The sequence below is a fragment of the Microbispora sitophila genome (assembly GCF_014892245.1).
Lineage (GTDB): Bacteria > Actinomycetota > Actinomycetes > Streptosporangiales > Streptosporangiaceae > Microbispora > Microbispora siamensis.
Map to the genome: position 1 here is coordinate 1 of NZ_JADBGC010000023.1, position 20581 is coordinate 20581.

The 20581-nt window shown below is 68.4% G+C and carries 20 protein-coding genes, 1 tRNA gene and 1 pseudogene; 16 read left to right on the forward strand and 6 right to left on the reverse strand.

The features are described from left to right. Positions 1 to 125, forward strand: a pseudogene (locus tag IL992_RS33610) (sugar phosphate isomerase/epimerase); the annotation flags it as partial. Positions 126 to 231: 106 nt separating this feature from the next. Here IL992_RS33610 and IL992_RS33615 read toward each other — a convergent pair. Beyond that, on the reverse strand, positions 232 to 2091 hold the full coding sequence (locus IL992_RS33615) for a S1 family peptidase (protein WP_319018991.1): 1860 nt from the start codon (positions 2089 to 2091) through the stop codon (positions 232 to 234). A gap of 165 nt (positions 2092 to 2256) precedes the next feature. Continuing rightward, entirely contained in the window at positions 2257 to 5010 is a 2754-nt protein-coding gene (aceE, locus tag IL992_RS33620; protein ID WP_193207357.1) for a pyruvate dehydrogenase (acetyl-transferring), homodimeric type, read from the reverse strand. A 564-nt stretch (positions 5011 to 5574) separates the two neighbouring features. On the opposite strand from aceE, the gene IL992_RS33625 reads away from it, so the two are divergent. The 10 genes from IL992_RS33625 (at position 5575) to IL992_RS33670 (ending at position 9834) form a co-directional block, all read left to right on the forward strand. Then, positions 5575 to 5769, forward strand: coding sequence for a DUF1918 domain-containing protein (locus IL992_RS33625; RefSeq protein WP_079313603.1), 195 nt, complete (start codon positions 5575 to 5577; stop codon positions 5767 to 5769). Positions 5770 to 5779: 10 nt separating this feature from the next. Further along, positions 5780 to 6187: a YjbQ family protein gene (locus IL992_RS33630; RefSeq protein ID WP_079313602.1), complete on the forward strand. Its 408-nt coding sequence runs from the start codon at positions 5780 to 5782 to the stop codon at positions 6185 to 6187. A 136-nt stretch (positions 6188 to 6323) separates the two neighbouring features. Then, positions 6324 to 6752 carry a DUF3052 domain-containing protein gene (locus IL992_RS33635; RefSeq protein WP_030505660.1) on the forward strand — a complete coding sequence of 143 codons (429 nt, stop codon included), beginning with the start codon at positions 6324 to 6326 and terminating at the stop codon, positions 6750 to 6752. A gap of 73 nt (positions 6753 to 6825) precedes the next feature. After that, positions 6826 to 7281 carry a peroxiredoxin gene (locus IL992_RS33640; protein ID WP_193207358.1) on the forward strand — a complete coding sequence of 152 codons (456 nt, stop codon included), beginning with the start codon at positions 6826 to 6828 and terminating at the stop codon, positions 7279 to 7281. Between the two features lie 71 nt (positions 7282 to 7352). Then, a complete protein-coding gene (locus IL992_RS33645) occupies positions 7353 to 7679 on the forward strand; it encodes a hypothetical protein (protein ID WP_193207359.1) in 327 nt (108 codons plus the stop codon). Continuing rightward, on the forward strand, positions 7676 to 8632 hold the full coding sequence (locus tag IL992_RS33650; RefSeq protein WP_193207360.1) for an ROK family protein: 957 nt from the start codon (positions 7676 to 7678) through the stop codon (positions 8630 to 8632). Before IL992_RS33645 ends, IL992_RS33650 begins: the two co-directional genes overlap by 4 nt. 15 nt (positions 8633 to 8647) lie before the next feature. After that, positions 8648 to 8722, forward strand: a tRNA-Val gene (locus IL992_RS33655). A 153-nt stretch (positions 8723 to 8875) separates the two neighbouring features. Then, entirely contained in the window at positions 8876 to 9064 is a 189-nt protein-coding gene (locus IL992_RS33660) for a hypothetical protein (protein ID WP_193207361.1), read from the forward strand. 176 nt (positions 9065 to 9240) lie between these two features. Beyond that, positions 9241 to 9585: a DUF6247 family protein gene (locus tag IL992_RS33665; RefSeq protein ID WP_193207362.1), complete on the forward strand. Its 345-nt coding sequence runs from the start codon at positions 9241 to 9243 to the stop codon at positions 9583 to 9585. Next, on the forward strand, positions 9586 to 9834 hold the full coding sequence (locus IL992_RS33670; protein ID WP_193207363.1) for a hypothetical protein: 249 nt from the start codon (positions 9586 to 9588) through the stop codon (positions 9832 to 9834). It begins immediately after the preceding gene. Between the two features lie 238 nt (positions 9835 to 10072). Here IL992_RS33670 and IL992_RS33675 read toward each other — a convergent pair whose 3' ends face one another. Further along, entirely contained in the window at positions 10073 to 10753 is a 681-nt protein-coding gene (locus tag IL992_RS33675) for a hypothetical protein (RefSeq protein WP_193207502.1), read from the reverse strand. A gap of 102 nt (positions 10754 to 10855) precedes the next feature. Here IL992_RS33675 and IL992_RS33680 point away from each other — a divergent pair, with 102 nt between their 5' ends. Beyond that, entirely contained in the window at positions 10856 to 11857 is a 1002-nt protein-coding gene (locus tag IL992_RS33680) for an RNA polymerase sigma-70 factor (RefSeq protein ID WP_319018992.1), read from the forward strand. 80 nt (positions 11858 to 11937) lie between these two features. Further along, positions 11938 to 13119 (forward strand): NAD(P)/FAD-dependent oxidoreductase, encoded by a 1182-nt coding sequence (locus tag IL992_RS33685; protein WP_193207364.1) that lies wholly within the window; start codon positions 11938 to 11940, stop codon positions 13117 to 13119. Between the two features lie 167 nt (positions 13120 to 13286). On the opposite strand, the gene IL992_RS33690 is transcribed toward IL992_RS33685, so the two are convergent. Next, positions 13287 to 13517, reverse strand: coding sequence for a hypothetical protein (locus IL992_RS33690; protein ID WP_193207365.1), 231 nt, complete (start codon positions 13515 to 13517; stop codon positions 13287 to 13289). A gap of 724 nt (positions 13518 to 14241) precedes the next feature. Here IL992_RS33690 and IL992_RS33695 point away from each other — a divergent pair. Further along, complete coding sequence (locus IL992_RS33695) at positions 14242 to 15279, forward strand: PP2C family protein-serine/threonine phosphatase (protein WP_226874240.1); 1038 nt, start codon at positions 14242 to 14244, stop codon at positions 15277 to 15279. A gap of 422 nt (positions 15280 to 15701) precedes the next feature. On the opposite strand, the gene IL992_RS33700 is transcribed toward IL992_RS33695, so the two are convergent. Further along, positions 15702 to 16361 carry a response regulator gene (locus tag IL992_RS33700; RefSeq protein WP_193207367.1) on the reverse strand — a complete coding sequence of 220 codons (660 nt, stop codon included), beginning with the start codon at positions 16359 to 16361 and terminating at the stop codon, positions 15702 to 15704. Then, entirely contained in the window at positions 16358 to 17575 is a 1218-nt protein-coding gene (locus IL992_RS33705; RefSeq protein WP_193207368.1) for a sensor histidine kinase, read from the reverse strand. The genes IL992_RS33700 and IL992_RS33705 overlap by 4 nt, the downstream gene beginning before the upstream one ends. Before the next feature lie 214 nt (positions 17576 to 17789). Between IL992_RS33705 and IL992_RS33710 the strand changes: the two genes are divergently transcribed. Then, complete coding sequence (locus IL992_RS33710; RefSeq protein ID WP_193207369.1) at positions 17790 to 18416, forward strand: hypothetical protein; 627 nt, start codon at positions 17790 to 17792, stop codon at positions 18414 to 18416. A 228-nt stretch (positions 18417 to 18644) separates the two neighbouring features. Beyond that, positions 18645 to 20570 carry a tetratricopeptide repeat protein gene (locus tag IL992_RS33715; RefSeq protein WP_193207370.1) on the forward strand — a complete coding sequence of 642 codons (1926 nt, stop codon included), beginning with the start codon at positions 18645 to 18647 and terminating at the stop codon, positions 20568 to 20570. The last annotated feature ends 11 nt before the right edge of the window (positions 20571 to 20581 follow it).

The following is a 20581-nucleotide window of genomic DNA, read 5'->3' on the forward strand; positions in this document are numbered from 1 at the left end:
AGTGGGAGGACGCGGGCATGGACCGGCTGCACGGCGCACCGGAATCCCTCGCCTACATCCGCTCGCTCAACGCCATCACCCCACCGGACGCCGCCTTCGACGCCGCCTTCTCCTCCGAGAGCTGACCTCTCCCCGGGCGGTGGCCGTACGTCGGCCGCCGCCCGTTCGCATGCGGCGTGGACGCGCTCGTGCGGCAGGAGGGTGAGGGGCGTCACCCTCCTGCTCTTCTCGTCACGCCTCCGGCGGGCGGTGCTGCAACTGGCGGCGCAGTTCGGCGATCTCCCGCTCCAGGTCGGCGACGTCCGGCGCGTTGGAGTCGGCCGGGTCCTGGCCCGGCGCGGCCTGCGGCCGCTGCTGCCCGTAGGGCGAGGGAGCCGGACGGACGTACTGCGTGGCACCGTCGGGCCGCTGGGGGTCGTAGCCCCCGCCGGGTCGCTGCGCGTCGTAGGCGCGCGGGCGCGGGGCCTCGTAGCCTCCGGCCGTCCGCCCGGGCTGGTGGCCGTTGGCCGGCGGCAGGCTCTGCGGCTGCCAGCCCTGCGGCAGCACCTGGCCGTTCACCGGCTGCCGGTCATAGCCGCCGACCTGCGCCGGGTAACCGCCGCCGCCGTTCACGCCGGGGTAGGGCCCGCCGTACGCGGGCGAGGGCGACTGGCCCTGCGGGGAGGAGGGGGTCTTCTTGCGCCTGCGCATGAGGACCAGCAGCAGGAGACCGCCGCCGACCACGACCAGGACACCGGCGCCGATGGCGATCCACAGCCACACCGGCTGCGGGGTCTCGTCCTTGCCGGACGAGATCGCCTGCTGTGAGTCGGTGATGTACTTCGCGACGTACGGGTGGCTCGGGAACAGCGCCTGCACCTCGCGGAACTTCGGCAGCGCGTCCTTGTAGTGCCGCTGGAAGAAGTCGTCGAGCGCCTCGTTGTACTTCGTTGTCGTCAGCGACGCGGAGGGCTTGACGTTCTTCTCGTTGAGCTTCTCCTTGATGATCGAGACCGGGAGCACGAAGCTCTCGTTCTCCGACGCCTCGCCGTTCTCGCTCACGGTGCCGGCGATCAGCATGCCGACGACCTTGCCCTCCCGGCTGAACACCGGACCGCCGGAGTTGCCGTGGTAGGAGGGCGCCTGCGTCTGGATGTACGGCACGCCTTCCTGGGTGCTGCGCTTGGCGTTGTACGGCCCCTCGGTGAGCGCGGGGTCGAGCTTGGACTCGATGCTGAACCACGGGGTGTTGGTGACCAGGCCGGGGAAGCCGCTGATGTAGAGCGTGTTGCCGGTGGTCACGTCCGAGTCGTCGCCGAGCGGGACCGTCGGCAGGTTCTGCTGGCCGTTGACCTTGAGCAGCGCGAAGTCCTTGCCCGGGTAGCTCTCGCCGACCGAAACCAGCTCGGCCGGGACCTCCTTGGCCGTCTTGTCGACACCGCCGCCGGGCAGGCTCTGCAGGACCGACAGGCTCTTCTGCAGACCGCGGATCTCCAGGTGGGTGCTGTTGAAGGTCACGTAGATCTGCTGGACGAGCTCGATCATCTCCTTGTCGGCCTCGAAGTTCCGCAGAGCGTTGATCATCTCCTTCGCGTCCTGCTTGTTGAACTTCTCCAGCGCCTGCTGCGCGAAGGTCTGCGACAGCTCCTCGTTGCTCATCTCGACGCAGTGCGCGCCGGTGACCATGTAGCCGTCGGGGGTCACCCACCAGCCCGTGCACATGCCGCCGACCTGCGCCTTGACGGTGCGCTCCGGGCCGACGGGCTGGAGATACCGGTCGACGTCGGCCGCCACGCGCTGAAAGAAGAACTTGGCGATGCTCCGCTCGTCGGAGGGGATCTTGCCGGCGAGCACGGCCTGGGTGGCCTCGTTGGTCAGCTGGTCCCACGCGGCCTGCTTGGCCTGGCTGCTCGGGACGACGACCTCGCCCGAGTACGTGATGCTGGTGAGCTGCACGGCGGGGTGGGTGCGAGCGGCCAGCCGGGTGCCGACGGGGACCTCGTCCCCGGCGTCCGCCGAAGCGGGCGCGGCCACGACGAGCAGGGCGAGAGCCGCCATCGCGGCCATCCCCCCGGTCAGTCTGCCGAAGTATTTCCTGAGATTTCCATCCACGGCAGCAAGCGTGATGGAACGGTCTTGTTTCTTGCTTGGAGGTGGCTTGGGACCGGACGGTACCGCGCTGCAAGACCGCTTTCGCACCGCTCAGGTGCGGTGAGGGCGCCGGCGACGACGGCGGCCCCCGCCGAGACGGGGGCCGCCGGACGATCGATCCGCGGATCAGACGCCCATCGACTGGGTGTCGTTGGTCTCCGGGGTCTGCTGAGCCGACACCTCGGTCACCCCGTTCTTGAGGTGATAACGGGCGACGGCCTCCTGCAGCGTCTCGGCCTTGACCTCGCCGCGCCGCACGAGCTGGGTCAGCACCGCCAGCGTGATCGAGGCCGCGTCCACGTGGAAGTGGCGGCGCAGCGCCGAACGCGTGTCGGAAAGGCCGAAGCCGTCGGTGCCGAGCGAGGTCCAGTCACCGGGCACCCACTGGGCGATCTGGTCCGGGACGGCGCGCATGTAGTCGCTGACGCCCACGAACGGCCCCGGCACACCCGACAGCCTGGCGGTCACGTACGGCACGCGCTGCTCGGCGTCGGGGTTGAGCAGGTTGTGCTCCTCGACGGCCAGGGCGTCCCTGCGCAGCTCGCTCCAGGAGGTGGCCGACCAGACCGAGGCCGACACGCCCCAGTCCTCCGCCAGCATCCGCTGCGCCTCCAGCGCCCACGGGCCGGCGACGCCGGACACCAGGATGTTCGCCTTCGGCCCGTCGCCCGTCGCCGGGGCGTAGAGGTAGAGGCCCTTGAGGATGCCGTCCACGTCCACGTTCTCCGGCTCGGCCGGCTGCGGATAGGGCTCGTTGTAGACGGTCAGGTAGTAGAAGACGTCCTCGGGGTGCTCCCCGTACATCCTCCGCAGGCCGTCCTTGACGATGTGCGCGATCTCGAACGCCCACGCCGGGTCGTACGCCACGGCGGCGGGGTTGGTCGAGGCGATCAGCGGGGTGTGGCCGTCCTCGTGCTGCAGGCCCTCGCCGTTCAGCGTGGTGCGGCCGGCCGTGGCGCCGAGCAGGAAGCCCCGGCCCATCTGGTCGCCGAGCTGCCACATCTGGTCGGCGGTCCGCTGGAACCCGAACATCGAGTAGAAGATGTAAACCGGGATCATGTGCTCGCCGTGGGTGGCGTACGACGTGCCCGCCGCGATGACCGAGCCCATCGAGCCGGCCTCGCTGATGCCCTCGTGCAGGATCTGACCCTCGGTCGACTCCTTGTACGACAGCAGCAGCTCGCGGTCGACCGCCTCGTACGTCTGCCCGTGGGGCGAGTAGATCTTGGCGGTCGGGAACATCGCGTCCACACCGAACGTGCGGGCCTCGTCCGGGATGATCGGCACGAACCTGGCGCCGATCTCCTTGTCGCGCATGAGGTCCTTGAGCAGGCGGACGAACGCCATGGTGGTGGCGACGTTCTGCTTGCCGGAGCCCTTGCGCAGGCCCGAGTAGACGGGGTCGCCGGGGAGCTTGAGCGGCTTGGCGCGTACTACCCGCTTGGGCAGGTAGCCGCCGAGCGCCGCCCGGCGCTCCTTCATGTAGGCGATCTCGTCGTTGTCCTCGCCGGGGTGGAAGTACGGCGGGAGGTCGGCCTCGAGGTCCTTGTCCGGGATGGGCAGGTAGAGCCGGTCGCGGAACTCCTTGAGCTCGGCCTTGCTCATCTTCTTCATCTGGTGCGTGGCGTTGCGCGCCTCGAAGTCCTTGCCGAGCGTCCAGCCCTTGATCGTCTGGGCCAGGATGACGGTCGGCTGGCCGACGTGCTCGCGGGCCGCCTTGAACGCGGCGTACACCTTGCGGTAGTCGTGGCCGCCGCGCGACAGCTTGCGGATGTCGTCGTCCGACATGTGCTCGACCATCTTGCGCAGGCGCGGGTCGCCGCCGAAGAAGTTCTCCCGGATGTAGGCGCCCGACTCGACCGAGTAGGTCTGGAACTGTCCGTCGGGCGTGGTGTTCATCTGGTTGACCAGCACGCCGTCGACGTCGGCCGCCAGCAGCGGGTCCCAGTCACGGCCCCAGACGACCTTGATCACGTTCCAGCCGGCGCCGCGGAAGTACGACTCCAGCTCCTGGATGATCTTGCCGTTGCCGCGTACCGGGCCGTCGAGCCGCTGCAGGTTGCAGTTGATGACGAAGGTGAGGTTGTCGAGCTCCTCGCGGGCCGCGACGCCGATCGCGCCGAGCGACTCGGGCTCGTCCATCTCGCCGTCGCCGAGGAAGCACCAGACGTGGCTGCGGCTGGTGTCCTTGATCTTGCGGCTGAGCAGGTAGCGGTTGAACCGCGCCTGGTAGATCGCGCCGATCGGGCCGAGGCCCATGGAGACCGTGGGGAACTCCCAGAAGTCCGGCATCAGCCGGGGGTGCGGGTAGGAGGGCAGGCCCTTGATCCCGTGGGACAGCTCCTGACGGAACGCGTCGAGCTGGGCCGCGTCGAGGCGGCCCTCAAGGAAGGCGCGGGCGTAGATGCCGGGGGCCGCGTGGCCCTGGATGAAGATCTGGTCGCCCGACTCCCCGTGGTCCTTGCCGCGGAAGAAGTGGTTGAAGCCCACCTCGTACAGCGAGGCCGCGGACGCGTAGGTGGCGATGTGGCCGCCGACGTTGGTCCGCGCGTTGGCACGGGTCACCATCACCGCCGCGTTCCAGCGGATGTAGGCCCGGATGCGGCGCTCGACGTATTCGTCCCCAGGGAACCAGGGCTCGCGCTCCGGGGGGATGGTGTTGATGTAGTCCGTGCTGCGCAGGCCGGGCACGCCGACCTGGTGTTCGCGGGCGCGCTCGAGCAGCCGGAGCATCAGGTAGCGGGCACGGGTGCGGCCCTCGGTCTTGATGACGTTGTCGAGCGATTCGAGCCATTCGTTGGTCTCGCTCGGATCGACATCAGGCAACTGGCTGGGTAGGCCGTCACTGATGATCGAAAAACGCTGGCGTCCGGAAGCCACTGGGTCTCGCCTTCCGAGAATGGACTTTGTCTCGTCGGATCTGTTACGTCTGTGTTGCCTGCTGCGATGCGGTCAGCGCTCGATCGCGGCGTTGCGGTCTTCTTCCATCCTGTCTCGTCCCACCGGAAAGCGCATCTCTACTTCCCGGTAACCGAACCGTCCGCGCTGGCTGCGGGGCAGGTCTTGGCCTAGACCACCGATGGTAGGACGATTTTTACCCACCATCCATTCCCGGTTGCCGCCGGGGGCGTCGCAAGGTCACCCGCGTCACATCGTGCCTGGTCGGAACCTCCGTACCCGGCCTGACCGCGCCCTATCCGGGAGGCTGGGCGAAGTCGCCGCGCCGCCGCGGTCGTAGCCGTCCGTCATTGTCTCCGGAACCTTCTGCCTCGCCTGTCTCCATGTCTACGGCCCGTTACCGGGGCCACGCGGACGGGACTGGAGGCGGCATGTCGGCAGCGTAACGTTTTGGTATGAGTTGTCCCTCCCTCTGTGGAGAGGAGGGTTTCTCCTCTTTCCAGGTGGCGATAGCCGTACCAGGCTCTGGTGAGAGGGGGGATCGAGATGCACGCAGCGGTAGGGGACCGGCTGGTGGTGCACGGTGCGGTAGTGGGCGACCACGAGAAGCACGGTGTGATCGTCGAGGTCCGCGGTCCCGGGGGCGGCCCGCCGTTCCTGGTGCGGTATGAGGACGGGCACGAAGCGCTCGTCTTCCCTGGTCCGGACGCCGTCGTCCTCCCAGCTCAGCGCGAATCGTAATATCGCGGATGTGAAATCGACGGTGATCGAGGTGCGGACCGGCGCGCGCGAGCGCGTGCACGACATAACGAAGGAGTGCGCCGATTTCGCGCGCGAGTGCGGGGGAGACGGGCTGCTGCACGTCTTCGTCCCGCACGCGACGGCGGGCGTTGCGCTGCTGGAGCTCGGCTCGGGCAGCGACGAGGATCTGCTGGCCGCCCTGGGCGACCTGCTGCCGGCGGACGACCGGTGGCGGCATGCACACGGCTCCCGTGGGCACGGAAGGTCGCATGTCATGCCCGCCTTCATCCCGCCGTACGCGACCGTCCCCGTCCTCGGGGGCAGGCTGGCGCTGGGGACCTGGCAGTCGGTCGCCCTGATCGACCTCAACGTTGACAACCCCGACAGGCGTGTTCGTTTGTCGTTTTTGACCGATTAAGAGATAACGGTGCGGGTCACCCGCCGTGGCGACCGTTGACGACGACGGGTCGCAGCGTGTGGACTGTGCCGAAGCATGGCTCTCAACGAGCCGGGACAACCGCATGGGCGGGGTCACCCAAGCAGGAGGGATAAACGTGAGCGCGACCGCGGGTCAGGCGCAGGACGAGCGCGGCCTGGCCGAACGACTCGGCCTCAAAGCCGGTCAGGTGGTGCAGGAGGTCGGCTGGGACGAGGACTGCGACGAGGCGCTGCGCCAGTCCATCGAGGAGCTGACCGGCAACGAGCTGGTGGACGAGGACTACGAGGACGTCGTCGACGTGGTGCTGCTCTGGTGGCGTGACGGCGACGGCGATCTCTTCGACGCGCTGAGCGACGCGATGACCGCACTCGCCGACGGAGGCCAGATCTGGCTGCTGACCCCCAAGGCGGGTCGCGAGGGCCACGTGGAGCCCAGCGACATCGGTGAGGACGCGGCGACCGCCGGGCTGTCGCAGACGAGCAGCGTGAGCGCCGCCAGGGACTGGTCGGGCACGAGGCTCGTCGCCCCGAAGGCCCGCCGCTGAGTATTGCCCTGCCGTACGGCCCGGGGATGCCGTACGGCAGGATGATGGGCGGACACCTGGGGAGGGACTGCTCATGACGGTAGAGGTCGGGCAGCGGGCTCCGGACTTCGCGCTCAAGGACCAGCACGGCGTTCCCGTGCGCCTCTCCGACCTGCGGTGCAAGACGGTCATGCTCGTCTTCTATCCCCTGTCCTTCAGCCCCGTCTGCCACGGCGAGCTCGCGGCCATCCGCGACGAGCTCGCCGGCTCTCTGCCTCCGCACGTCCAGGTGCTGGCGGTGTCGGTCGACTCGATGTTCAGCCAGCGCGCCTGGGCGGACCAGGAAGGCTTCTCGTTTCCCCTGTTGTCGGATTTCTGGCCCCACGGTGCGGTCGCCCGGGCGTACGGTGTCCTTGATGAGGACAGGGGACTCGCGCTCCGGGGCACGTTCATCATCGACGGCGAAGGCGTCGTGCGCTGGAAGGTCGTCAACCCGATCGGTTCCGCACGCGATCTCGACGAGTACCGCAAGGCGCTCGCGGAAATCTGATCGTTTGATTGCCCGCCCCCGGGCACTGACCATATTCGACTCCGACTCCGACTCGCCCCATTGGAGGCCAGATGCCCTGCTACAGGTGCGGGGCCCGGCAGACCGACCCCGTCCGCGGCGCCAGCCCCTGGAAGCGCGCGGTGCGCCACGAGGCGCAGGTACTCGTCTGCCCGGACTGCCAGCGTGTGCACGACCTCGATCTCGACACATGCGCCTCGTGCGGCTCGATCGCGCTGATCTGCCGCCTGGGAGAGATCGAGTGCCGCTCCTGCGGCGAGGTGCGACTCGCCCGCGCCGGTGAGCCGCTCGTCACGGCCGGCACGCCGGCTTGCGCTCGGATGCCCGGCCTCGCCGCAGAGGTGGAGGCGGCCCTCGACCGCGTCCTGGGCCGCTCGTGACGTACGTCGTCGCGCTGGATGTGGGGGGCACCTCCATGAAGGGCGGCCTCGTCACCCGCGGCGGCGAGGTCACCGTCCTCGCAGGGCGCCCCACGGGCCGCGAACACGGTCCGGACGCGGTGGTGGAGGCCGTGCGTGCCTACGTCGGCGAGATCGCCGACCTCGGCCGCTCTCGGTACGGCGTTGAGCCCGCCGGGGTAGGCCTGGCCGTCCCGGGCATCGTCACCGCGTCCACCGCCGTCTACTCGGCCAACATCGGCTGGCGGGACGTGCCCGCTGAGGCGTTCACGCCTCCGGGCGTTCCGGCGCGACTCGGCCACGACGTCCGCACGGGCGGCCTGGCCGAGAGCGTCTTCGGCGCGGGTCGCGACGTCGCCGACTTCCTCTTCCTGCCCATCGGCACCGGCATCGCGGGAGCGGTGGTGCTCCGCGGTGAGCCGTACGGCGGCGCGCACGGCTGGGGCGGCGAGATCGGGCACGCGTCCGTCTGGCCGGCGGGAGAGAAGTGCGCCTGCGGGCAGATCGGCTGCCTGGAGACCTACGCCTCCGCCTCGGCCGTGGCCCGCCGCTTCACGGCACGCTCCGGCCGTACGGCGACCGCGAAGGAGGTCGTCGAACTTGCGGTCGCGGGAGACCCGGTGGCCGCCGAGGTGTTCGGGGAGGCGATCGAGGCCCTGGCCATCGCCCTCGCGTCGTACGTGCTCGTGCTCGACCCGGCCCTGATCGTCATCGGCGGCGGCCTGGCGGAGGCCGGTGCGGCCCTGTTCGAGCCGCTGGGGGAACGGCTGGCCGGTCGGCTGGCCTTCCAGGAGCCGCCACCCGTACGCCCGGCCGCCCTGGGCCCCCGGGCGGGCATGCTCGGCGCGGCCCTCCTCGGCTGGCAGGCGGCGGGAGACAACGACGCGGGCGCCGACTGGGCGCTCGATGTGCTGAGAGGCGGGTCGGTGTCGTAAGGTGTAGTCCGGTCCGGGCGGTTAGCTCAGCGGTAGAGCACTCGCCTTACAAGCGAGGGGTCACTGGTTCGAACCCAGTACCGCCCACCAGCAAAAACAAGCCCCGTAGCGATCACGCCACGGGGCTTCGTGCCACCAACGTGCCATTGGCTTTGGGTTCTGACCCGTCTGACCTCGCCGCCACGGCTTCCTCTCGACACCGTAATCACGGTCGGCGTCCTTCAGTAAGAACAGACTGGGAGCGTGAGTGTCATCCGCGAGGGAGTGCAGCACCGGATGAATCAGCTGCCGTCCGCTACGGAGCTGGTTCGAGAGCGGCTGACCGAGTCCGCCCCGGCGGAGCGTCACCTCCCCTTCTTTGCGTCGTTCGAGGCGGAGCCGGACCTTGCCAAGCGGCATGAAGAGATCCTGCGCTCGGAGATGGGGTGCTGACACAGCCCCTACGCGCTGGTCTTCATCTCGATCTTCGCCAGGCGGTGGGGCGCTTGTGCCGCCCTTAGTAGTCGGGGAGTCACATCCTGGAGGAGCACGTCGGTCCGCGTGCGATCACTTCCTCAACTCCTGTCTTCGCCTGGGCCGCATGGAGTGCCTGTACGTACACTGACGGCATGAGCGCGCAACCGCAGGAGTTCCCCCCCGAAGGTCCTCTTCCGGAGAAGAATCTGCGTGCCATCCGTAGAGCGTTGGTCGTGCCCCAGGACCGAGAGGGGTTCGACGCAGGTCTCGATGTCGTCCTGGCTGAGGTCCGCGCCAGTTTGGACCTCGGTCGGTTGAGCGAGTTCATCCACACCTGGTGGCTGATCGCGTGCGACTCCGTCAAAGATCCGCAGGGCCGCAGAGACGTCTACGAGCGAGCCACCCGTGTCCAAGAACTGGCTGACGCCGGCAGACCGATCCCTCGGGGCGACAAGACGTGGCGCGAGTTGCTTGCTGAGCGCGGGGTCGAGCGGTAGGTGTACTCGATTGTCGAACCCGATCCTGTCGCTCAAGAACAGATCGCGGCCCTGCCAGACGATGCCTTGCGGTATCTGGCCGGGGTTCTGGACCTGATTGAGCTTGAGCCCTGGGCCGGTGGACCGCAGTCGCCAAGCAAGCCCGACGGCAACATGCGGGTCATGCCGTTTGGGGAGCGTGGGCTTGTGACCTATCTCGTATTGGAGCCCCAGCGCGAGGTGTACATCGTTCGTGTGCAGTGGCTCTAACCGTTCGGCTGCTTCCAGGAATGGCCGCACTGGGTGACTATCTGAGTGACAATCGTGATGGACGTGCCCGGACGGCGGTGGACAACGGTGGACTGTCTGCCCAGGTCAGGGCCAGTACTGGTGCTGGTCCCGCCCCTTCCTGGGTTGACTTACAAGCGAGGGGTCACTGGTTCGAACCCAGTACCGCCCACCTGGTTAAACGGCGTGTTGCCGATCTTGTTTTCGAGGGACCGAGTGACTATACCTCGAAGAGGCTGTCCATCTTCTCCGCGCCCTGCATGAGCACGGGGCGGATCTGCTTGCGGTAGCCGGTCTCGGTGACCACGGTGTTCCGATGGCCGACGAGACGGGAGATGTCCTCGATCGGGACGCCGGAGTCCGAATCTTGTCGCTCTTCAGCCAACGTCGTAGCCCAACTGACCTGGAGACAGCGCTGCCGTTGATCCGGCAGAGCTACGACCTTCTCACTGTGGCAACGCCAAGGGTGAGCACCACCACCCCTGTCTGAAGCTACTGCTGCCAGGTACAGGGCGACTTCCATGCGCTCGTCGGAGTCGAAGCGTACGTCGGTGACGTCCTCCAGCCACAGGTTCAACCTGGGCGGTTTTCCCGCCTGCAGGCCGGTCTCGTAGCGGCGCGGGGCGAGCAGGACGAGGCAGCCGGTCAGTCGTGTGCCGGCACGTTCGACCAGCAGGGTGCGGACCTCAGCGGCGGCCAGGTCGTAGTCGGTTGCGAGTTCGAGCGCGGCCTCGGCCGTCAGCGGCATGAACGGGGGAGTTTCCTGCCCTCGGTAGTCCCTGGTGTGCAGAGGCTTCGCCGCCGGTGGCGGCAGCAACCGCTCCAGTGAGTGCCCCGCCGCCGCGGTCTGCTCGACCATCCAGCTTCGCCGCTCCGATCCGAGATCGGCGGTCGTCCTCATTTCACGACGCCACGCCTCTACCAGCGGAAACTCTTACACCACTCCCGTGGACGCAACCGCGAAGCCGATCTGGGTCGGGATGTCGACGGCTCAGGTGGCGCTATGGTCACGGCGGACACGGTGTGGACGCGACCTGCGCGCATGACCGATCATGGGGCAATGTCGCTCCGCACGCACGAGGCCGATCTGTTCGAGAGCTCCAGGGGCCGCTTGGAGGCGATCGCCTACCGGCTGCTGGGATCGGCCGGCGATGCGGAGGACGCGGTGCAGGATACGTACCTGCGCTGGCATGCGGCGGACCGGGAACGGATCGAGACGCCCGAAGCGTGGCTGACGAAGGTGCTCACCAATCTCTGCCTCAACCAGCTCACCTCGGCGCGGGCCAGGCGGGAGACCTACGTGGGGCAGTGGCTTCCTGAGCCGGTGCTGGACGGAGATCCGATGCTCGGTCCCGCCGACACCTTCGAGCAGCGTGAGTCGGTCTCCATGGCGATGCTCACCCTTATGGAGCGGCTGTCCCCCAATGAGCGCGTCGTGTATGTGCTGCGCGAGGCGTTCGGGTACGCGCACCGCGAGATCGCGGAGATTCTGGACATCACCGAGTCGAACTGCCAGCAGATCTACCGGCGTGCCAGGCAGCATCTGGCAGTCGAACGATCCCGCACGGAGATCGATGCGGTCGCCGCGCGGAAGATCGTCGAGGAGTTTCTCGCCGCGGCCCTCAGCGGCGACACCGAGCCACTGATTCGGCTGCTTGCCGACGACGCGGTCAGCGTGGCCGACGGCGGCGGTAAGGTCGTCGCTCGCAGGACCCCGATCATCGGAGCGATGGGCATCGCCCAGTACCTGCGTGGCATGTTCCAGCCGAGCGACTCCAAACGAGCCCTCGTCGGCGGCAATCCCGCCTTCTACGCCGTTGTCGTCAACGGTGGTCCTGCCGTGCTGGTCGAGGTCGGCGAGCAGATCATCGGCGTGGTCTGTCTCGATGCGACCCCCGACCGCCTCGCCTCGATCCACATCCAGGTCAACCCCGACAAACTTCAGCGCATCGCGCGCCAGTGGGCGGCCGCTGGACCTCATCGCCCGTTCCCGACGAGTTGGTGACCTACATCACACGTGGTCCCTGTCAGGGATCGCGCGCCTGTCCGGTTCAGGAGGTGAAAGCAACCAGATAGGAGCGAGCCATGAAGCACCGCATCGTCGTCCTGGGGGCCGGGTACGCCGGAGCCAACACCGCCGGTCGCCTCGCCAAGCGGCTGCACCGCGACGACGTCGAGATCACCCTGGTCAACGGCGACTCAGAGTTCGTCGAACGGATACGCATGCACCAGCTCGCGAGCGGGCAGGATCTGCAGCCTCGCCCACTGCGCGACCTCTACGCGGGCACCGGCGTACAGGTCCGGACCGCGCGGGTCACCGCTGTCGATGTGGAAGGCAAGACCGTCGATCTCGGCGGTGAGACCCTCGCCTATGACACCCTCGTGTACGCCCTGGGCAGCGTCATCGCCGATCACGGCGTCCCTGGTGTCGCAGAGCACGCCTACAACGTGGCCGGCAAGCAGGCCGCTCTCCGACTGCGGGCGCGCCTGAGCGAGGTGGAGCCCGGTGGGACCGTGCTGATCGTGGGCGGCGGCCTGACCGGCATCGAGGCGGCCACCGAGATCGCCGAAGCCCACCCGGACCTTGAGATCGCGATCGCCGCCCGCGGCCGCGTCGGCGGCTGGCTCAGCGACAAGGCCCAGCGCCACTTGCGTGGCGCCTTTGACCGGCTCGGCATCACCGTCCACGACCATGCCGACATCACGCGCGTCGAAGCGAACGGCGTGGTCACCGGTGCAGGCAGCAAGATCGGGGCCCAGGTGACCGTGTGGACCGCGGGTTTCACCGTGCACCCGATCGCGGCCGCCACCACCCTTGAGGTGTCAGACACAGGCCGGATCGTCGTCGACGCCAGCATGCGATCGGTCTCGCATCCCGACGTGTACGCCGTCGGCGACGCCGCGCTCGCCCAAGGAGCAGGTGGCAAGCCGCTGCGGATGTCCTGCGCCTCGGCAAACCCCATGGCGTGGCTGGCAGCCGACGTCATCGCCGCGCGCTTGACTGGTCGCAAGGTTCCCGAGACCACGATCGGCTACTCCCTGCAGTGCATCAGCATCGGACGCCGCGATGGAATCATCCAGCGCGTGACCCCCGACGATCAGGTCACGTCCACCGTCTTCACGGGCCGGACCGCCGCCCGCATCAAGGAGATGATCTGCGCTAGCGCGGCCTGGAGCATCTCCCACCCGACCATGATGCTGCCGAGCCGCCGCCGCCACCTCGCGGTCACCGGCGCAGTGGAGACCCGACCCCTCACGCGGTCATGACGAAGAGCGTTGCCGGGCGAACGTGGTTGCCCGTTCGCCCGCCCGCCGCATACGAGCGACTCGGGCGTCCCCCCGTCGCTGAGTTGCCAGAGTCGGAGCTACGCCCGGCTCTGGAGTTGATCCGTGGCCGTCTGGACGAGCCTGCCCCGGCGGAGCGTGACCTTCCGTCATTCGCCTCGTTCGAGGCTGAACCGGACCTTGCCGAACGCCATGAGGAGATCCTGCGCTCCGAGATGAGCCGCTGACGTGCCGCTGCGTGACACGGCCTCCTTCTCGCTGTCGGCAACGCCAAGGACAAGCACCACCAGGCATGTCTCAAGCTGCTCCGCCAGGCGGAGCGACTGCCGTCCCCGGTCATGGGAGAAGTCGGCTATCTCCTGGAGGCGCGCGTGGTCCACAAGCCGAGGTCACGTTCCTGAAGTGGTTCGGCGGCAGCGGCTTCCACGTAGCCGAGTTAGAGGACGAAGACCTTCCTCGCGTGGCGGAACTCTTCGAGGAGTACGTCGACCTGCCTCTCGGACTGGGTGGACGCCGCCGGCATCACGATCGCCGAGCTCCTGGGACTGAGGGAGGCCGCGACAGTCGACCAGCGGCACTTCCGAATCGTGCGCCCACGCCACGTCGGCGGTGCTGGTAGATCAGCCCGGCGCGCACGCTGTCGTGCCCCATCCGCCATGAGATCGCCGGGGGAAGTGCCGGACCGCCGCCGCTTCGCCATCCGGGCGAGGCGGACCGGAAGATCAGGCAGGAGAGAAGGGCGCAGGTCTCCATCGTGGACTGGTGCAGCGGCTGAAGTGGAGTTCCCCCACGCCGGCCGACGCACAGACCTCCACCGAATCCGATCTCGTCTTCCATACCAAAAACGGCACAGCGCTCACCGCATACACTCGCCGATCCCCCGATCGGCACAAACGTCAAGTACCTCGGGGACGGACCCCGTCAGCACCCGGAGGAACGCTCTGGGAGTGTCGCCTCGACAGGCGATTCGACGTTCACTAGAAAGGATCGAAGCCAGGACCTGGGGAACCCCAGGGGATTCACGCGATCGGACGTGGGATCGGGGCGCGGATGAACCCGCTCACTACGAGCTGGCCTCGGTACGTCTCCTTCATACCGGCCGCCATGATCGTCATCGGCACCGTCCTCAACGTGTTGTCCCCGCGCTACTACTGGGGCGACTACCTGCTGGGCGCCGCGGTCGTGGTGGCAGGGGCACTGCTCTCGCTCAGGCACACCTTCGCGGCCGCAGCGGCCATCGTCCTGGTCCAGCTGGTGTTGTTGATCAAGGATGGTTACTTCGGTCATAGCGTAGGCACGCTCTCGTTGATCAGCGCGGTGTTCACCGCGCTCGTCGGTCTCGGGGTGAACCGCGTGGTCACCAGCCACAGCCGCCGACTGGAAGTGGTCCGCTCCGTCGCCGAGGCCGTCCAGCGCGCCGTGCTGCCCGCCCCGCCGGCGCGTATCGGCCCGCTGGCCGTCGCCGCGCTCTACAAGACCGCGCAGATCGAGGCGCTGATCGGCGGAGACGCCTACGCCGTGCAAGAAACCCCGTATGGCACCAGGCTGCTGATCGCAGACGTGCGAGGCAAGGGCCTGGGCGCGGTCGGCACGGTGGCCGTACTGCTGGGCGCATTCCGGGAGGCGGCGGACCAGGCGGCCGACCTCGTGCTGCTGGCCGAGCGTATGGAGCGCGCGCTGGTCAAAGAGGCTGCGTCGCGTGAGGAGAGCATCCGCATGGAGGGGTTCGTTACGGCGGTGCTCGGCGAGATCACACCGGACGCGGACAGTGTGCGGCTGCTGAACTGCGGCCACCCCCCGCCGTACCTCCTTGAGGGTGACACGGTGTCCTCGCTGGATCCCGGCGAGCCGAGTCTTCCTCTGGGCATGAGCGGCCTGGGCGTGCCGCGCGCAGAGCCGCAACGCTGGTCGTTCCCGATCGGGAGCACGCTCCTGCTGGTCACCGATGGAGTGACGGAGGCCCGGAACCGTTACGGCACTTTCTACGACCCGGTAGGCCGGCTCGCCGGCCGGGGTTCGTTCCGGCAGCCGAAGGAGGTGGTCGAGGTCCTGGTGCGCGATGTCGAGCGCTGGACCGGCGGCCCGCGCGATGACGACATGGCGATTCTGGCGATCACCCGGTACGCCGACGGGCTACGTTAGCCGGCGCCGTCCTCCCGCGTAACGTCCATGCCGAGGATCTCTCGCTGCCCGTTGGCATTGACCGCCGTGGCGCCAGGCCGGAGGGCAGGCTCTCTTACCCGAAACGGATGCCGGGTGACGATCGGTCTGGACGAGCCCGGACGGCGGTGGACCTTCGAGGACCGTAGGCCCAGGTCAGGGCGGGAGCCGTTGCTGGTCCTGCCTTCCCGGGCCGAAGCGGGGGGTCACTGGTCCGAACCCGCTACCGCCTAACCGTCGAGTTGTCTACCTGCGGAAATGACTCTTCAGGTGGGCCGCTTCCGCGTGCGCCGACCGGCCACGCCGCCACCACTCGGCCGCCGCCGCGAACGTCGCCGGTCGACACGGACACCTCGGAAATTGCTCCTCTTCGGCGCAGCGGCGGGTCTGGTGCACGGCCGTGGTCAGTGGCCGGGGTGGACGAGGCCGCATTCGTAGGCGAAGACTACGGCCTGGACCCGGTCGCGGAGACCCAGCTTGGCGAGGATGCGGGTGACGTGGGTCTTGACCGTTGGCTTGCTGAGGTAAAGCTCCGCGGCGATCTCTGCGTTGGAGCGGCCTCGGGCGATGAGCCTCAGTACCTCGAGTTCGCGCGGGGTCAGCGTCTCGAGCCCGGCCGGGTGGTCAGAGCCCGGCCGTGGGCGGCGGACGTAATCCTCGATCATTCGCCGGGTGATCTCTGGCGCCAGGAGTGCATCGCCCGCGGCGACCGTACGGACGGCCCCGGCCAGCTCGCGCGGCGGTGCGCTCTTGAGCAGGAAGCCGCTCGCCCCGGCCCGCAGCGCCTGGTAAACGTACTCATCCTCGTCGAATGTCGTGAGTATGAGGATGCGCGCCCGGCAGGGGCCGCCGTTCAGCAGGTGGCGCGTCGCCTCGATGCCGTCCAGGCGGGGCATGCGGATGTCCATGAGGATGACGTCGGGCTGCAGCACGGACCCCCGGTCGATGGCCTCGATGCCGTCGACCGCCTCGCCAACCACCTCGATGTCGTCCTGACCCTCCAGAATCGAGCGGAAACCGCCGCGTACGAGGGCTTGGTCGTCGACGAGCAGGACCCTGATCATCGCTGGTTCGCCTCCAGCGGCAACTGCGCCGTCACGGTGAAGCCACCGCCGGGCGTGCCCGCCGTCTCAAGCGAGCCACCGTAGAGCCCGACCCGTTCGCGCATCCCGATCAGGCCGTGCCCGACGCGGTTGGTGTCGGCTCCGCCCGGCCCGCCTGTTCGCCCGGTGTCGCGGATGCTTACCCGTACGGACTGATCGTCGTAGTGCAACCTGACGTGCGCGGTGGTCGGCGCGGCGTGTTTCAGCACGTTGGTGAGCGCCTCCTGCACGATCCGGTAGACGGTCAGGTCCAGGCCGGGTGGGAGGGGGCGGCCCGAACCCTCCACGGTGAGCTCGACCGGCAGGCCGATCGTGGCCATGTGGTCGACCAGTTCGGCCAGGTCGGCCGTGCCCGGCTGCGGCTTGAGCTCGGGCCGGGCCCGTTCCCCGCGCAGCAGGCCGAGCATGCGCCCGAGTTCGCCGACGGCCTGCCGCCCGGTTTCCTGGATCGAGTGCAGCGGTGCTCGCGCCTTCTGCGGGTCGCGGTCGAGCAGGTCCTCGGCGGCGCCCGCTTGGACCACCATGACGCTGACGCAGTGGGCCACGATGTCGTGCAACTCGCGCGCGATGCGGGCGCGCTCGTCGGCAAGCGCGACTCGGATCGCCTCCTCGCGCTCGGCCTCCAGTCGCCGGGCCCGGGCACGGTCGTCGGAGTGGCTGCGGGCGCGGGCACGCAGCACCCGGCCGGCGACGAAGCACACCGCCAACGGCACCGCGACGAACGGGATGTTGCCGACGGTGCCGGACTCCGGGTTGCGCAGGAACACTACGACCAAGCCGACGCCGACGGCCGCCACGCCGATGAAGGCCCGCGCCGACACGCTGTGCCGGGCCACCGAGTAGGTGGCGACCAGGATGGGCAGGAAGTGGCCCCACAGTGTGACCGTCAGCGGCGTCGCCAGCATCGGCCCGGCGATCGCGACCGCGAGGATCACGGCAGTGGCGAGCGGCGTCACCCGGCGCAACGCCAGGATCGAGGTCGCCACCAGCGTGGCGACGACAACGGCCGGCATCGGGCCGTACGGCGTCGAGTTGTCGAGATGGAACGCAAGGTCGGCCTGGGCGAAGCCGGTGATCGCAAGGGCGAGCAGCGCGTCGGGGAGCAGGCCGGCCGGTCTGTGCCGCAGCCACGCACGCGCCGGCGACTCCACCCGGGCCTGGACCGGGTTCGTCACGTCCATCACCCCCGCAAGTTACTGCGGGCGCGCTCGCGTGGCGTCATCCGCAGGTCGCATTTCCGGCAGCGTGGTTCGCGACCGGGGTATCAACCGGCGCCGACCCCGGTACGACGACGCCGCGGGTCCACAGGGCCGACGCTGAGGACGCGCCGCCGACGGACGGCATGGCGCACAGCGCCTGGCGCTGCACACCATGGAGGAGACCATGACCATGAACGTGAGACGCCTCGCCGGATGCGCGCTCGTCGTCGGCACGATCGTCGCGGCGGTGGGCTACCTCGCCGCCAACCTGCTCGCGCCGGGCAGCGGCGACGAGGTGTTCCGCTACCAGAACTGGCCGCTGTTCGAGGGGATCGCGCTGGTCGGGGACGTCGTCATCGCGCTGGGGCTGCCGGTGATCCTGACCTTCGCCGGTCGTGCGCCGAGGCTGCACATCGTCGGCTACGTCGGCATATTCGCCGCGCTGGTGATGCTCAACGTCGGCGAGGGCACCACTGAGGCGTTCGTCAAGCCGTATCTGGCCGGCCACGGCGGCATCCCCGCACAGGAACCGCCGGGCTTCGCGGTCTTCGAGGGTGTCGCGCTCCTGGCGCTGGTCGTCGGCTCGATCTGCCTCGGCATCGCTGTGCTGAGGGCGCGGACGCTGCCGTGGTGGATCGGGATCGCGTTGATCGTCTCGTGCCTCCTCGGCGCCCTCGGGCTGCCCGGGGCCTGGTTCCTGGTGCCCGACGGCGTCTTCTTCGCGGCGCTGTTCGCCGTCGGCGTCTTCGCCTTGCGGGGGCGGCCGGACCGTACCCCCACGACGGTCGGGCAGGCGGCTGTCAGCGCCCAGGAATGATCTTTTCGTCCCGGGTCCGGGACCGTCACTGATGCTTGGCGGGTTTGCGACCTGCCATCAACGATCTCTCAGGAGGCGGCCGCCGGTCTGATCGTTTCAGACGACGACCTCGCCGCCTTGGGCAAGCTCGCCTGATCAGGCCCCTCTGCCGGGCGAAGAGGGCCGCAGTCGGTACCGGGGTCGATCAGTGCGGCGTACAGTCCGAGACGGTCCACGATCTCCGGGAACGTGCGCCTTCTTGGGGTACGGCCGCGTCGCGGACAACCGGAAAGCCGGCGAAAGAGCGCCGGTGGGATTGGGACGCCCGACAGCGACGACGCTCACTGGAGGCGTGTGATGACGCCCGCTCGCCCGGCCGTTCGCCGCGGTGCTCGTTATGTCGCCGCACGCAAACCTGCGACCAGAACGCAGACCCCTTCCCTGCAGTGGCAGATTCTGTTCCTGATCCTCGCGGGAGCCTTCGCCGTGCACGCCAACGGCCTCGGCAACGGCTTCATCTATTTCGACGATCCCGAGGGCGTGGTGGACAACGTCTCCATCCGGGAGTTCAGCGGGACCAACATCGGCCACTGGTTCACCACGCCGCTCCAGTTCATGTATACGCCGCTGGTGTACGTGTCGTACGCGATCGATTATCTGTTCGGTCACGGCGCGATCGGCATGTACCACTTCACGAACCTGATACTGCACCTGGCCAATGTGGTGTTGGTGTTCCTGGTGTTCCGCCGGCTCACCGAGCGCGCTTTCCTGGCCTGCTTCGTCGCGGTGGCGTTCGCGATCCATCCCGTGAACGCCGACACGGTCGCGTGGATCTCCGCCCGCAGCAACCTGCTGGCCACGCTCTTCTCACTGGCCGCGCTCCTGGTCTACCTGCGTTACATCAGGTCACCGCGCCGGCTGCCGCTGGCCTGGTCCGTGGTCCTGTTCGGGCTGGCCGCGCTTTCCAAATCGACCGCCGTCGCGCTTCCCCTGGTGTTGTTCCTCGTGGACCACTTGCAGGACCGCAGGCCGAACCGGCGTCTGTTCCTGGAGAAGATCCCGTTTCTCGTCATCGCCGCGATCACGGTGCTCGTCGCGCTGAACGTACGGCAGGATGTGATCCCGCAACACGGGTACACCGTTGTCGACCGGGTCCTCCTGACCTGCTCGGCGTTGGTCGACCATCTGGTGCAGTCGGTCTACCCGTTCCGCCTGTCCCTCGCCTACGCGTACCCCCACACGCCCTTCCCCTGGTATCTCTACCTTTTCCCGTTCCTGCTCGCAGCCGGGACCGCCGCTTTGCTGCTGGTCAGGTCGGCCCGCAGAATCGTCGTCTTCGGACTCGGGTTCTTCGCGGTGGCCATCGCGCCGACCCAGGCCGTTCTCCTCATCGACGGCTACCACGCGAACAGATACGCGTACCTGCCGTATCTCGGCCTCTTCCTCATCGTCGGACATTTCGCGGACACGGCGCTCCGGTCCCGTGATCGCAGGCTCCGTGTCGCCGCGATCGGGGCGACGGCGGTGTTCGCGATCCTCTTCGCCACGCTGACCATCATCCGGAACACGGCCTGGCAGAGTACGGAAACCATCATGAGCGACGCCATCGCCAAGGAGCCCGGCGTTGCGTTGACGTACAACAGCCGGGGCATCGCCAGGTTCCGCGACGGGAACTACACCGGCGCCACATCGGATTTCGAGCGCACCGTCGGCCTCGACCCGGACTTCGTCCTGGCGCGCCACTACCTCGGCCTGATCAAGTACTACGACGGCGACTACACCGGGGCACTCCGCGAGCTCGACTATGAGGTGTCGCGGCTTCCGACCTTCCCAGCCGCCTACAACGAGCGCGGTAAGATCAAGATCGCTCTGCGCGATTACTCGGGGGCGTACGCGGACCTTTCCACGGCCATCGCCTATGACCCGCAGCTGGCAGAGGCCTACTACTCCCGGGGAGTGGCCGGGATCGAGCTGGGTAACCCGCGCGGGGCGATATCCGATCTGAACGCGGCGATCGGACTGATTCCCCAATACGCCGACGCCTATTACCAGCGTGGCGTGGCCGAATCCCGGCTGGGCGACACCGGCGCCGCCTGCGCCGACTGGAACACGGCGGTGTCCCTGGGCAATCCCGATGCGAACAGATCCCTCGCCGACAACCGCTGCGCCGGTTGACCGGGTGGACG

Coding starts and splice junctions, on each gene's coding strand:
- IL992_RS33625 (WP_079313603.1), top strand. CDS start 5,575: ATGCACGCAGCGGTAGGGGACCGGCTGGTGGTGCACGGTGCGGTAGTG.
- IL992_RS33640 (WP_193207358.1), top strand. CDS start 6,826: ATGACGGTAGAGGTCGGGCAGCGGGCTCCGGACTTCGCGCTCAAGGAC.
- IL992_RS33645 (WP_193207359.1), top strand. CDS start 7,353: ATGCCCTGCTACAGGTGCGGGGCCCGGCAGACCGACCCCGTCCGCGGC.
- IL992_RS33665 (WP_193207362.1), top strand. CDS start 9,241: ATGAGCGCGCAACCGCAGGAGTTCCCCCCCGAAGGTCCTCTTCCGGAG.
- IL992_RS33675 (WP_193207502.1), bottom strand. CDS start 10,753: ATGAGGACGACCGCCGATCTCGGATCGGAGCGGCGAAGCTGGATGGTC.
- IL992_RS33680 (WP_319018992.1), top strand. CDS start 10,856: ATGGTCACGGCGGACACGGTGTGGACGCGACCTGCGCGCATGACCGAT.
- IL992_RS33685 (WP_193207364.1), top strand. CDS start 11,938: ATGAAGCACCGCATCGTCGTCCTGGGGGCCGGGTACGCCGGAGCCAAC.
- IL992_RS33695 (WP_226874240.1), top strand. CDS start 14,242: ATGATCGTCATCGGCACCGTCCTCAACGTGTTGTCCCCGCGCTACTAC.
- IL992_RS33700 (WP_193207367.1), bottom strand. CDS start 16,361: ATGATCAGGGTCCTGCTCGTCGACGACCAAGCCCTCGTACGCGGCGGT.
- IL992_RS33710 (WP_193207369.1), top strand. CDS start 17,790: ATGAACGTGAGACGCCTCGCCGGATGCGCGCTCGTCGTCGGCACGATC.